The organism is Borreliella lanei (assembly GCF_014205895.1).
In the GTDB taxonomy this organism is placed as follows: Bacteria; Spirochaetota; Spirochaetia; order Borreliales; family Borreliaceae; genus Borreliella; species Borreliella lanei.
The window spans coordinates 187,387-200,016 of record NZ_JACHFC010000002.1 but is presented as its reverse complement, the minus strand read 5'-3'; the positions used below and the strand labels follow the sequence as shown (position 1 = coordinate 200,016).

Sequence of the window (12,630 nt, the reverse complement as noted above, 5' to 3'; positions counted from 1 at the left end):
TTAGCTTTAATTAATTTTTTCTTGGTCTTTTAATTCTTTAAAGTTTATTATATGAATGATTGCAATGTTAAAAGCAAAGTCGATTAGTAAGGCCAAAGAGATTAATATTGGCAGCATTGGCGTTATGTTAGAAACATTTAATTCTATTCCTTTTGTATAGGTAGAGCAAAGCATTGTAATTATGTAAATTAAACTATTTGGTATATGAGGAAATGCAAAGACAAAAAAAAATGATAAAGTGCTCATATAGCTTATTTCATAAACAGAAATAGGTAAGCTAGAATATGATTTTAAAATTATAAAAAATGATATTACTGAAACAAAAATAGTACCAAATTTAGATACAAAATTTATTAAAGGTATGTTTATAATTATAGATTTTTTTATATTTATTCTTTCATTTTTAATATCTTCTATTAATATCACATAAGGGGAATAAGAATCTTTTGCAAGCCCTGAAAATATTATGTTTTGAAATGATACAAAGATTCCTTTATATATCATTTTAAAGCTTCTTGTTGACCTATAACTAATTGTTGGCAATATTACGAATAGAATTATAATTGTCCACGTCAAAAAGAATGTTATGCTGTTTGTGTAATTTTGGTAATCCTTGAAATTTTTTAAGTTTGTAGCATAATCTGCTGCTATAAAAATGATTCCTATATTTAAGATATTTACAATAAACCCATTTGCATGGTAAAAAAGGTTGGATGCGCTTAGCATTAGTTCTCTAGCTATTCTGCCTTTTTGTTTTGCATAATAAAAGCTTGTGCCTATTATTATTGAAATCATATAGATGCTTAGTAGATTTGGATTACTAGATGTAAATATTTTGAAAATATTTTTTGGAAAAAATGTTTCTAATAAAGCTTCTTTTTCAAAAAAATATGTATTTTGTATTGTTTTTTCTAGTATTGGAATTCTTTGTGGAAGATATATTGTCGCAGCTAGTATTGATACAGCAACTCCAGATAGGTTAGTTAAAATTCCATAATAAATGGTTTTACCAAAAAGCTTTTTAAAGTTTTTATTTTCAATAATATTTTCAATTCCTAATGGAATTGAAAATATTAAAAAGGGAATAAGAGACAAGTATGACAATCTTATAAAAGCATGTGACAAAGAGCTATAAATCCCAAGAGGGAAAAATAATCCTAAAAAGATTCCAATAGGCAGAGTGAAAAAAAAATTGATTTTTATATTCATACGACTTCCCCTTTCAGAGATTTAAGGTACACTGTGTATAATAAATAGTACTAAATTTTTTTGTAAATATAAACTTTAGAGTTACAATTGTACTTGTGTTGTTATATTGCTTGTTGGTGTTTTTGGGGGTTGTTTGTATAAGTATCCTGATTCTGTAGATACAGATTTAGATTCGAGATTGCCAAATATTTCAACTTTAGAGGAGCATGATAAGCAATTTTTTACTAAAGATTTTTATAAAAATCTTATTTCAAGTAGTAAGGAAATTGGCTTTAAGCTTCATAAAGTTTTGGTAGACTATTTAAATCCGCAGTCAGAAGAGGTTGATAGGGTTTTAAAATATAATCAAGTGATTAACATTTATTGGTCTTTTCTCAGATCGATTGCAAAAAATATTTCAAAATTGACTATGGAGCAGAAAATTTTATTTAGATTTGCTGCCCTTATTCCAAATGCACTTGGATCTGAAATCCAGCTATTAATTTCAAAAACTATTTGGGACAACCATTATAATGAGTCTTTTATTTATTTTGATGAATGGCTTTATGGGGTTAATAGTTTTAAGCTTAGTAGATTAGCAACCGATTTGCCAGCAGACAATTTTAAAGAAGAAGATATGGAAAAAATTTTGTTTAATAAGAAAGAAAAACTTTTGGCAAATATTGATTTTGCAAAAAGCAGCCTTAAGAGAACTGATAAGATTAGGGAAGAGGCTCTTAGTAAGTTAAGAAGCATGTTTGAATTTTTATTTTCAAATAATAGTCAAAGTTATTTAACTTATATGACTGAATACGGAGTTCAGAGTTCTTATCCCAATTCAATTTTAAAGCCTTTAAATTTTGCTAGTAATTATGTTGATGATCTTATTAAATCAAATCGGGATATTAATGTTTTTATTAATAAAATTGAAGATACTAACAGAGAGCTTTTTGAAATTCAAAATAAAATGAATAATATTGGGATGTCTATTGAATCAACTATTGCATATGATGAAGTTGAAGTTATCAGAAGCGCCAATAAACTTGCGATAGGGCCAAGAGGCAATCATTTCCCTATTCTTTTGAAAAATAATGTAGTTGCTAACCCTCAATTTTTTGGAAGCAGAGAAAGAATTATGCAGCTTGTTTGGGAAATCGAAGATATTCAGCCCAGACTTTTTCAAAAAGCATATAGAGGAGATTTGCTCAGAGTAGTTCCTTATTTTATATTAATACCTTCTTATGGTGATAAAGGAATTTGTTGGGAATCAATTGATGTTAAAAACAGAGCAAATGGCAGGGGCAAAATATTAATACCTATGTATGCTAAAAACTTAAGAAAAGCGGTTATTTTAGGTATTGGTGATTTTGTTTGGGAACTTGCAAAAGAACAAGCTTCTTTTAGATGGATGGAAACAGGAATTACGGGTCAATATTACGATTATTATGTTAAATTTATTAAAAAAGGAAATGTTAAAAATTTTTTCCTAGAAGATTATTTTCTTTGGATAGAAAAAGAAAGTAAAGGAATTCAAAAACTTGAGAAATTGGTACGTGGCATAATGTGGAGAAATTTGCCCTTTTCTAAGAATTTAAAAGAGACACTTGCTAAAAAATCTTTTATATACAAGGATCTTATTGATAAAGATAAAAATATCCAAGTATCTGATGGGTATTAAATTTATTTTTTATTTTACTAAAATTCGAACTATTTCTTTGTTTTTAAGCGTTTTAAGTTCTTTTTTATAATTGTCATCAATGTAAATTTTTTTCTTTTCCAGAGATTTAATCAGTTTTATATTTTCTGTTTCTATTGCGGCTTGCATTGGTGTTTTTTTATTTTTAAGTGTGGAACTTAAATCAGCTCCGCTTTCTTTTAAAAATTCAAATATTTTTTCGTTATTAGTATATATTGCCCAAAATATTGGAGAATAGTCGGTATCATCTATTTGATTAAGGCTTATTCCGTAATCTACCAATATTTTTGTAATTTCAAATTCATTGTTTATTATTGAAATTGAAATTGGAGATATTTTATATCTAAAGTTTATTTCTGCTCCAAGATTTAGTGCAATTAAAACCCCTTTTTTATTGTTGAAAAAAACAGATATTATAAAAAGTTCATTTTTAATTTTTTCTAAACTTTGTAAGATTCCTTTGTCGTTTATATTTATTGAATTTATAAATTCATTTAAAGTGTCTTTGTCATTTTGATATTCCTTGCTATTGAAAATATATAATTTTTTTTGCAATTCTTTTACTATTGAAGCACTTGTATGGGTATTTGTTGAATTTAAATTCATTATTGTTTGCAATAACAGTAAAAGCGTAATGAATTCTTTTTTCATGTTTTGTGAGTTTTATATTCCTTTAATAAAGTGTTTAATTTTAGATGATTGCTTTTTTAAATAGGCATTAAATTAACATTTATTATAGGTTATTATAAGATTATTTTTCAATATTTTTGTGTTCATAGCTGCCAGTTATGAAATGATTTTTACTATTTTTTAAATATTAGAGTTTTATACTAAATTTTAATTTAGGCTTTAGTTCTGTTGTTTTGAGGTTTTTGTATTGGTGTTAATGCAAAATGTGGTCATGTTAAGTTGGTATTTATAAAAATTTTGGCAATTTTTTAAATTGAGATGTGCATTTTATTATGTATAGTTTATATTGTAAAATACTCTTATGAATCTATTGACTGAAATTGCTAAATTTATTTTGATTTTGTTTTTATTTGCTTCTTGCAAACAAAAACAAAGCGAGATTCAAAATCTTACTCATCTTTTAAAATCTTCTAATAAGAATATATTAGATAAATTTCTTATTATTGATAGGGTTGTTAATATATATATTGCAAATAAAAATTATGAAGATGCTTTAGAAATTGTAAATAGCGGAATTATTGATGATGAATCTAGAGAATATTATCCTTTGTATCTTTATTTAATGGGCAATATTTATGATTCCATGGGAGAAGATTTTGTAGCTTTTAGTATTTACAAGAGTGTTGTTGATAATTTTGATGATTATGTTTATGAAAACTGTTCAGTGAAAACAAGAGTAGCTAAAAAGATTGTCAATTTAAATATTGATTCAAGCGATAAAATCAATTATTACAAATTTATATTAAATGCGGGGATTGATAATTTAAATAATGAGGAAAAGGGTAATTATTTTTATAATCTTGCGTTAAGTTTGGAAGATGTTCAAGATTACGATGAATCTTATTTTTATTATAAAAAGTTTCTTTCAATTCCAAGGTCACATTTAAAAATAGATTCTAGGGACTATTTTAATGTTGTTACAAAAATTAATTACTTTAATAATCCGGAGTTTGTTGTTTATAGAAATTTAGGAGATTTAATCCAGGATGTTAAAAATTTTGTTCTTTCTGGTGATACTTCTAAATTGCTTAATATAAGAGATAAGAATAATTTTTTTATTCAAAGTTGGGATCAAAAGGGCGGAAAGAGCAATTCTATTAATACTAATAGCTTTTTAACCACGATGATTAGGCTTGGAGGGAGAAGGAAAAACGGAATACAATTTGCAAAGCATCTTGAAGCGGATTCTAGTGACGATATATCTTATCTTGAATCAAGAGGCTGGGACCATATTCGGGAATGGTATTTTGTTTTTAAAAGAATTGTTTATCCTAAAGATCCAGAAATTAATAATGGTTGGACTTGGATAGGTGTGTATTTAGGCAAAAAATAATAGGAAGGAGATAATGTATTTTCTTAAGTTTCTTTTTAGTTGTTTATTTCTACTTTATTCTAGTGTTTCTATAATAAAAGATGAAGCTGCTGAGACAAGTGTCCACAGAATAATCGATTGGGACAGAAAAGTTATTTGTTTTGATATTGTTAAGGAAATTAATGAAAATGAATTTAGGCCAGTAGGTTTAAATACAGCGTCTAAATTAATAGCAACCATTAATGATTTTAAAGACACGTTAATAAGAGAATCTCTTTTTAAGATAATTATGGATTCTGAAAATACTTTTAAGAATTATTTTGACCTGAATCCCAGCTTAATACTTAATTTTTCAGGTCCTAATAGTATTTTGAAAAGGTCTTATATAAAATATTCAGAAGATTTAAGAAGCCTTACTGTTAGGTATGAACTTAGTCTTTTCCCCGATTTTATAAATTTATTTTTTTCACATGAAACGCCTTATAAAGCTTTTTATCCATTGGTAAATTCTGATGTTGATAAAACCAACTATACAGGAATTGTGATTTATGTGGGTGAAGTTTTCAATAATACTTCTGGTTCTAAAAAATTAGAAGACTCTTTTTTTATCAAAATTTATGATGAAAACATTAGACCATATTTTGACAAGAGAATGGTTTCTTCAGAGGCTTTGAAAAAATGGGGAATGCTTGAGTATAGCAATGATGTTCTTTATAACAATAAAAATAGGGTTGGACATCGTCCTTTAAAATTGGTTGCCAAAGGTATTTATGGTAAAAATAATACAGATATTATACTTGATGAATATTCTATTAATAAGTTGTTTTCAAATAGTAATAACATTAAACTTTTGCAAGATGGAAAACTTGTTGTAATAAAGTAAGAAAATTAGATTTAGTACTTGTTTTTTTCCAAACAATCAACTAAGATAATAAAGAGTTTTATAGGGAATTAGTGCCCTTATAGCTCAGTTGGTAGAGCACCACCATGGTAAGGTGGGGGTCGTCGGTTCAAGTCCGATTGAGGGCTTTTGTTGATAGTTAGGAGTTTTGTTATATGGGTAAGAAGAAGGGCAAAGGAGCTGTTGAACTTATATCTTTGATTTGTGAAGAGACAGGAATTAGAAATTATACCACTACTAAGAATAGACGTAATAAGCAAGAAAAGTTAGAATTGATGAAATATTGTCCAAAATTGAGAAAACACACTCTTCACAAGGAAGGAAAAATAAAATAATAAATAATAGGTCAGTAGTTCCAACGGTAGAACGACAGTCTCCAAAACTGTATGCTGGGGGTTCGAATCCCTCCTGACCTGTTGTTAGGATTAAAGTGAGGCTTTAAAGTGTTTAGGTTTATCAAAGATAGTATCTTGGAGCTTAAGAAGGTAACGTGGCCTAAGTATAATGAAGTGGTTGAAAATGGAAAACAAGTTTTTTGGCTGGTATTATTTGTTTCAATTTTCTTGGGTATAGTCGATTATCTCATGTTTCTTGTTGTGACTTATGTATTTTAGTTTTATTGTAAGAAGGGTAAATTATGTCTAGAGCTTGGTATGTAGTTCAAACTTATTCTCAATATGAGAAAAAGATAGAGCAGGACATAAGACTTTTAATAAATGAAGGTGTTTTTGGTGGTGTAGTATTAGATGTCAAGGCTCCTATTGAAAAAGTAGAAGAGATAAGAAATGGCAAGAAAAGAATAAGAGAGAGAAAAATATGGCCAGGTTATATTCTTATTGAGCTAGATCTTCCAGAAGTAGGCTGGAAAGATATTGTTGCTAATATTATAAAAGTTCAAGGTGTTATTAATTTTGTTGGTGTTAGTAAGGGGCAAAGGCCTATTCCTATTAATGATGAAGAAGTAAAAAGTGTTTTTATGCTTACTGGTGAGATTAAAGCAAATAAGTCTATTTTTATGCTTTATGACTTTGAAGAAGGAGAAAGAGTTAGAATTAAAGGCGGACCCTTTGACTCCTTTGAAGGGCTTATTAGTTCTATTGATTATGAAAGAAAGAAATTAAAAGTTGCAGTTCAAATTTTTGGAAGATCAACGCCTGTTGAAGTTGATTTCCAGCATATAGAAAAGATTTAAAATTTAATGCTAATGGGAGCTTTAAAGGCGTTATTACCATAAGGAGATGATATGGCAAAAAAAAAAGCAATTTCTTGGATTAAATTGCAGGTTCCTGCTGCTCAAGCGGCTCCAGGAGCTAAAATAGGGCAAGCACTTGGACCTCATGGAGTTAGTGGTCCTCAGTTTGTAAAGGAATTTAATGAGAGAACCGCAAAGATGGATCCCGGCATTGTGGTCCCTGTTATTATTACTGTTTATAGTGATAAAAGTTTTTCTTTTATTGTAAAGACCCCCCCAGCTTCGATTCTAATTAAAAAAGCTATTGGGATAGAATCAGGATCTAAAAAATCCAATACAGATAAAGTTGGAACTATATCAAAAGAAAAGTTGATGGAGATAGCAAGAATTAAAATGCCAGATTTAAATGCAAAGTCAGAATCAGCAGCGTTTAAAATTATTGCAGGAAGTGCACGTTCAATGGGTGTTGAGGTGGAGAAATAATGTCAAAAAAGGGTAAAAAATATATTACAGCTTTTTCTAAAGTAGATAAGAATAAATTTTATAACATTGAAGATGCAATTTCACTATTGAAAGAAATTAAATTTGCCAAATTTGATGAAACTATAGATATATCTATTAACCTTAATTTAAAAAAGAATCATACCGTTAGAGACACTATAGTTTTGCCAAATCAGTTTATGAAGCCAAAAAGAATACTTGTTTTTGCAAAAGGTGATCGAGCAGATGAAGCTAGAGCTTTTGGTGCAACTTATGTTGGCGATGAGGATCTTATAAATAAGATTAAAAGTGGTTGGGATGAATTTGATATTGTTGTTGCAACTCCCGATATGATGAAAGATGTTGGAAGGCTTGGTCCCATTTTAGGGAAAAGGGGCTTAATGCCCAATCCAAAGACCCAAACAGTCACAAATAATCTCAAAGATGCAATCAATAGTCTTAAAAAGGGGCGAACAGAATTTAGAGCAAATAAAAATGGTGTAATAAGCTTTTCTTTTGGTAAATCTTCTATGGACAATGAAAAGATAAAAGAAAATTATGAGGAATTTATCAAGGAAGTTATTAAAAAAAGACCAAGCGACTTAAAGGGAGCTTTTATAGATAGTATTTATGTTTCATCTACTATGGGGCCTTCTATAAAAGTTAATTTTGTTTGGAGGTAACATTATGAGTGCAAAGATAAATTCTAAAAAGTTGGAAATGTTTGATTTATTAAAACATTTTGTAGATAGTAAACAAAACCTTTTTTTCTTAGATTATAGAGGATTAAATGTAGCTCAGTTGACAGAACTTCGCAATAAAATAGAAGGCGAACATGGAGCATTAAAAGTTGTTAAAAACAATATAATGAAAATGGTTTTAAAAGAAAAGAATATTAATGTTGTTGATTCTTGTTTGGTTGGCCCTACAGTTGTTGTTACTGCATTAGAAGAAGCTAATGTAATAGCAAAAATTTTTTATGATTTTGTAAAAAGTAGTACTTTAAAAGTAAAGGGCGGTTTTATATTAGGAGAGTTTTATGATGAGACTAAAGTTCAAGCTTACAGCAAACTTCCTACCAAAAAAGAGTCTATTTCTTTATTTGCTAGCGTGTTAAAAGCGCCAGTTTCTAAGCTTGCAAGAACATTGAAAGCTTTGGCTGATGTTAAAAATTAACATGGCAGTGTTAGTCTTAATTTTTGAGTGCATGCTATCACTGTAAAATGAAAATATATAAGGAGTTAATATGGCACTAAATAAAGAAGATATTTTAACCTGGCTTGAAGGTGCAAAAACTATAGAAGTTGTTGACCTTGTAACAGCTATTGAGGAAAAGTTTGGAGTAACTGCCGCTGTTTCTACTGGTGTAGGGGTAGCTGTTTCAGCAGGTTCAGCTGATTCTGAAGAACAAACCGAATTTGATGTAATTCTTATGTCTTTTGGTGATAGCAAGATAAATGTTATAAAAGAGGTTAGAGCTATTACAGGACTTGGTCTTGGAGAAGCTAAGGCGTTAGTTGAAGCTGCTCCTAAAGCCATTAAAGAAGGTCTTTCTAAGTCAGATGCTGAGGAATTAAAAAAGAAACTTGAGGCAGTTGGCGCAAAAGTTGAAGTTAAATAAAAAATTAAAAATATATCAAAGTTGTTATTCCGCATGTCGTTATGATGTGCGGCTTGTTATGTCTTAAAAAAGGAGTCTTTTAATGATAAAAAGAGTTCATCTGGGACAAGGAAGAGCTGATGAGATTTTAGACCTACCTAACCTGATAGAAATACAATTAAATTCTTATGAAAAATTTTTACAACTTGATAAATTAAAAAATAAAAAGCCTTTACTTAATGAAGGCCTTGAGTCTGTTTTTAGAAATATATTTCCCATTAAAAGTGGAAATGGTGATGTTGCTCTTGAGTATGAAAGATACTATATAGAAAATGATGCCCTTAATTTTACAGAAAAAGAATGTAGAAGAAAGGGTCAAAGTTATGAGGCTGTTTTAAAAGTAAGACTGAATTTGCAATTTTTGACTACTGGGGAAATAAGGCAAAAAGACGTATACATGGGAACTATTCCTTTAATGACAGAAAGAGGCACTTTTATTATTAATGGGGCTGAGAGGGTTGTTGTTTCTCAGATTCATAGATCCCCAGGAGTTGTTTTTTATAAAGAAAAAGATTTGTATTCTGCTAGAATAATTCCTTATCGTGGTTCTTGGTTAGAATTTGAGATTGATTCTAAAAAAGATTATCTTTATGTAAAAATAGATAGAAAAAAAAGAATACTCATAACTCTTTTTTTAAGAGCTTTGGGGTTTGATACTAGAGAAAAAATAATAGAAACTTTTTACAACATTAAAAAAATTAAAGTTGAAGACGGGACAAAAAGAGATCTTCCAGGGCAATATTTAGCTAAGAGTATTAACATAAGAGAAAATATGTATTATCGAGCAGGAGATAAAATTACCCTGCAAGATGTTGAAGATTTTTTACAAAATGGAGTAAATGAAATAGAGCTTGTTGATTTTGATGGTTATGATGATATTTCTGGAAAGCGCTTTGTAAGTTCGAATGTTATTTTGAATTGTCTTGAAAAAGAGGATGCTTTTTTTGCTTTAAAGGATGGCTCTAAAGAGCTTCCAAGAGAATCAGTTCTGCTGGCTGTTTATGGCTCTCTTTTTCCTGGTGAGCCAATATCAATTGATAATGCTGAAAACGATTTGAAAACTATATTCTTTTCTGAAAGAAGATATGATCTTGGACGTGTGGGGCGCTATAAACTTTCGAAAAAATTTGGATTTGATGATTTAACTACGTCGGTTTTAACTATGGATGATATTGTTAACACCATATCTCATCTTTTAAGAATATATGAAGGCCATGATATTCTTGATGATATTGACCATTTAGGAAATAGAAGGGTTCGTTCTGTTGGTGAGCTTCTTACTAATATATATAAAGGCGCGATGTCAAGAGTTGAAAAAATTGCTAAAGATAGAATGTCTAACAAGGAAGTTTTTAATTTAAAGCCTCAAGAATTAATAAGCGTTAAACCTATTGTATCTGCTGTTAAAGAATTTTTTGCAACCAGTCAGCTTTCACAGTTTATGGATCAGGTCAATCCTTTGGCTGAGCTTACTCACAAAAGGCGTCTTAATGCTCTTGGACCAGGAGGGCTTTCAAGAGATAGGGCAGGATTTGAAGTAAGAGACGTACATTATACTCATTATGGTAGAATGTGTCCTATTGAAACTCCTGAAGGGCCAAATATTGGACTTATTGTTTCTTTGGCTACTTATTCTAGAGTTAATGATTATGGTTTTTTAGAAACTCCTTATAGGAAAGTTGTTAATGGAGAGGTGACTGATCAATTAGAATATTTATCTGCTATTGACGAAGAGAAAAAGTGCATTGCTCAGGCTAATGCTGCTTTTAATTCTAATGGAAAGTATCTTGAAGATTTAGTTTCTGTTAGAATTTCTGGTGATTATACTACAACAAGCCCTACAAATATAGACTATATGGATGTTTCTCCTAGGCAGCTAATTTCAGTATCTTCGGCGTTAATTCCTTTTCTTGAACACAATGATGCAAATCGAGCTCTTATGGGTTCTAATATGCAAAGGCAAGCAGTGCCTCTGCTTTTTCCTAAGCCTCCTATTGTTGGTACGGGTATGGAAAGTGTTGTTGCAAAGGATTCAGGAGTAGTTGTTAAGGCTAAAAGAAGTGGGGAAGTTATTCTTGCAACAAGTAGTAAGATAGTTGTTAAACCGTTTGAGGCAGAGAATGCTAAAGATTTAGATGAATATCATATTGTTAAGTATGAAAGGACAAATCAAGATACTTGTTTTAATCAATCTGTTTTGGTTAAAGAGGGGCAAAAGGTTGAAAGGGGCGAGATAATAGCTGACGGTCCTGCTACTAGATGTGGAGAACTTGCTCTTGGTAATAATCTATTGCTAGGAGTTATTCCTTGGAATGGATTTAATTATGAAGATGCTATATTGATTTCTGATAGAATTGTAAAGGAAGATCTTTATACATCTATTCATATCAAGGAATTTAGCATAGAGGTAAGAGAAACTAAACTTGGTCCTGAAAAAGTTACAGGAGATATACCTAATGTTAGCGAAAAGATACTAAACAAATTGGATGAAAATGGGATTATACGGATAGGAACTTATGTAAAGCCTGGTGATATTCTGGTTGGTAAAGTTACTCCAAAGTCAGAAGGAGACATTACTCCTGAATTTAGACTGTTAACTTCCATTTTTGGAGAAAAAGCAAAAGATGTTAAAAATAATTCATTAAAAGTTCCTCATGGTACTGAAGGTACAGTTATTGATGTTCAAAGGATTACCAAAGAGGATGTTGGCAATCTTTCTCCTGGAGTTGAGGAGATACTTAAAGTTTATGTTGCCAAAAAAAGGAAGCTTAAAGAGGGCGATAAAATGGCTGGACGACATGGTAATAAGGGTGTTGTTGCAAAGATTCTTCCTGTTGAAGATATGCCTTATCTTGCAGACGGAACCCCTCTTGATATATGCTTAAATCCTTTGGGAGTTCCATCTAGAATGAATATTGGACAGTTAATGGAGTCTCAATTAGGTCTTGCTGGTAAATATCTTGGTGAATCTTATAATGTTCCTGTTTTTGAATCTGCTACAAATGAACAAATTCAAGAAAAATTAAAAAAAGCTGGATTTAATCCAACTTCTAAAGAAGTTTTATATGATGGTTATACAGGAGAGCCGTTCGAAAATGAAGTAATGGTTGGGGTGATTTACATGCTTAAACTACACCACCTTGTTGATGATAAAATGCACGCAAGATCAACAGGCCCATATTCTCTTGTTTCTCAGCAACCTCTTGGAGGAAAGGCTCAATTTGGTGGGCAAAGACTTGGAGAAATGGAGGTTTGGGCTCTTGAAGCTTATGGTGCAGCACACACCCTTCAAGAACTTTTAACAGTTAAATCTGATGATATGTCAGGCAGAGTCAAAATATATGAAAATATAGTAAAAGGTGTTCCTACTAATGTATCAGGGATTCCTGAGTCTTTTAATGTGCTAATGCAAGAGCTTAGAGGACTTGGACTTGATTTGTCAATTTATGATGATGCTGGAAATCAGGTTCCTTTGACAGAAAAAGAAGAAGAATTGATTAATAAAAGCTAG

The 12,630-nt window shown here is 30.3% G+C and carries 13 protein-coding genes and 2 tRNA genes; 13 read left to right on the top strand and 2 right to left on the bottom strand.

The genetic code is table 11. The features are described from left to right. Window positions 1-6 precede the first annotated feature (6 nt). A complete protein-coding gene (locus HNQ06_RS03140; RefSeq protein ID WP_184107493.1) occupies window positions 7-1,209 on the bottom strand; it encodes a dicarboxylate/amino acid:cation symporter in 1,203 nt (400 codons plus the stop codon). A 106-nt stretch (window positions 1,210-1,315) separates the two neighbouring features. Between HNQ06_RS03140 and HNQ06_RS03135 the strand changes: the two genes are divergently transcribed. After that, window positions 1,316-2,866, top strand: a complete 1,551-nt coding sequence (locus tag HNQ06_RS03135; RefSeq protein ID WP_184107492.1) for a hypothetical protein — start codon at window positions 1,316-1,318, stop codon at window positions 2,864-2,866. A 9-nt stretch (window positions 2,867-2,875) separates the two neighbouring features. Here the strand turns inward: HNQ06_RS03135 and HNQ06_RS03130 are convergent, their stop codons facing one another. Next, entirely contained in the window at window positions 2,876-3,535 is a 660-nt protein-coding gene (locus HNQ06_RS03130) for an ankyrin repeat domain-containing protein (RefSeq protein ID WP_184107491.1), read from the bottom strand. Window positions 3,536-3,875: 340 nt separating this feature from the next. On the opposite strand from HNQ06_RS03130, the gene HNQ06_RS03125 reads away from it, so the two are divergent. The 12 genes from HNQ06_RS03125 to rpoB all read left to right on the top strand — a co-directional run bounded on the left by HNQ06_RS03125 (window position 3,876) and on the right by rpoB (window position 12,630). Beyond that, a complete protein-coding gene (locus tag HNQ06_RS03125) occupies window positions 3,876-4,907 on the top strand; it encodes a hypothetical protein (protein ID WP_184107490.1) in 1,032 nt (343 codons plus the stop codon). A gap of 13 nt (window positions 4,908-4,920) precedes the next feature. After that, on the top strand, window positions 4,921-5,769 hold the full coding sequence (locus HNQ06_RS03120; RefSeq protein ID WP_184107489.1) for a hypothetical protein: 849 nt from the start codon (window positions 4,921-4,923) through the stop codon (window positions 5,767-5,769). Between the two features lie 73 nt (window positions 5,770-5,842). Then, window positions 5,843-5,915, top strand: a tRNA-Thr gene (locus HNQ06_RS03115). 27 nt (window positions 5,916-5,942) lie between these two features. Further along, window positions 5,943-6,122 carry a 50S ribosomal protein L33 gene (gene rpmG / locus HNQ06_RS03110; protein WP_002556991.1) on the top strand — a complete coding sequence of 60 codons (180 nt, stop codon included), beginning with the start codon at window positions 5,943-5,945 and terminating at the stop codon, window positions 6,120-6,122. A gap of 8 nt (window positions 6,123-6,130) precedes the next feature. Beyond that, window positions 6,131-6,203: transfer RNA gene (locus HNQ06_RS03105), tRNA-Trp, on the top strand. A 27-nt stretch (window positions 6,204-6,230) separates the two neighbouring features. After that, window positions 6,231-6,401, top strand: a complete 171-nt coding sequence (gene secE / locus HNQ06_RS03100) for a preprotein translocase subunit SecE (RefSeq protein WP_011600998.1) — start codon at window positions 6,231-6,233, stop codon at window positions 6,399-6,401. A gap of 23 nt (window positions 6,402-6,424) precedes the next feature. After that, a complete protein-coding gene (nusG, locus tag HNQ06_RS03095) occupies window positions 6,425-6,979 on the top strand; it encodes a transcription termination/antitermination protein NusG (protein ID WP_184107488.1) in 555 nt (184 codons plus the stop codon). Between the two features lie 51 nt (window positions 6,980-7,030). Further along, window positions 7,031-7,462, top strand: coding sequence for a 50S ribosomal protein L11 (gene rplK, locus HNQ06_RS03090; RefSeq protein ID WP_002556988.1), 432 nt, complete (start codon window positions 7,031-7,033; stop codon window positions 7,460-7,462). Next, entirely contained in the window at window positions 7,462-8,142 is a 681-nt protein-coding gene (rplA, locus tag HNQ06_RS03085) for a 50S ribosomal protein L1 (protein WP_184107487.1), read from the top strand. The genes rplK and rplA overlap by 1 nt, the downstream gene beginning before the upstream one ends. 4 nt (window positions 8,143-8,146) lie before the next feature. Further along, window positions 8,147-8,635, top strand: coding sequence for a 50S ribosomal protein L10 (rplJ, locus tag HNQ06_RS03080; RefSeq protein WP_184107486.1), 489 nt, complete (start codon window positions 8,147-8,149; stop codon window positions 8,633-8,635). Between the two features lie 70 nt (window positions 8,636-8,705). Beyond that, a complete protein-coding gene (gene rplL / locus HNQ06_RS03075; RefSeq protein WP_184107485.1) occupies window positions 8,706-9,080 on the top strand; it encodes a 50S ribosomal protein L7/L12 in 375 nt (124 codons plus the stop codon). An 82-nt stretch (window positions 9,081-9,162) separates the two neighbouring features. Next, entirely contained in the window at window positions 9,163-12,630 is a 3,468-nt protein-coding gene (rpoB, locus tag HNQ06_RS03070; RefSeq protein WP_184107484.1) for a DNA-directed RNA polymerase subunit beta, read from the top strand.

What these genes read in the sequence shown, in the direction of transcription:
- rplL (WP_184107485.1), top strand. Translation starts at nt 8,706, where the DNA reads ATGGCACTAAATAAAGAAGATATTTTAACCTGGCTTGAAGGTGCAAAA.
- HNQ06_RS03120 (WP_184107489.1), top strand. Translation starts at nt 4,921, where the DNA reads ATGTATTTTCTTAAGTTTCTTTTTAGTTGTTTATTTCTACTTTATTCT.
- rplK (WP_002556988.1), top strand. Translation starts at nt 7,031, where the DNA reads ATGGCAAAAAAAAAAGCAATTTCTTGGATTAAATTGCAGGTTCCTGCT.
- HNQ06_RS03125 (WP_184107490.1), top strand. Translation starts at nt 3,876, where the DNA reads ATGAATCTATTGACTGAAATTGCTAAATTTATTTTGATTTTGTTTTTA.
- HNQ06_RS03140 (WP_184107493.1), bottom strand. Translation starts at nt 1,209, where the DNA reads ATGAATATAAAAATCAATTTTTTTTTCACTCTGCCTATTGGAATCTTT.
- rplA (WP_184107487.1), top strand. Translation starts at nt 7,462, where the DNA reads ATGTCAAAAAAGGGTAAAAAATATATTACAGCTTTTTCTAAAGTAGAT.
- rpmG (WP_002556991.1), top strand. Translation starts at nt 5,943, where the DNA reads ATGGGTAAGAAGAAGGGCAAAGGAGCTGTTGAACTTATATCTTTGATT.
- HNQ06_RS03130 (WP_184107491.1), bottom strand. Translation starts at nt 3,535, where the DNA reads ATGAAAAAAGAATTCATTACGCTTTTACTGTTATTGCAAACAATAATG.
- rplJ (WP_184107486.1), top strand. Translation starts at nt 8,147, where the DNA reads ATGAGTGCAAAGATAAATTCTAAAAAGTTGGAAATGTTTGATTTATTA.
- nusG (WP_184107488.1), top strand. Translation starts at nt 6,425, where the DNA reads ATGTCTAGAGCTTGGTATGTAGTTCAAACTTATTCTCAATATGAGAAA.
- rpoB (WP_184107484.1), top strand. Translation starts at nt 9,163, where the DNA reads ATGATAAAAAGAGTTCATCTGGGACAAGGAAGAGCTGATGAGATTTTA.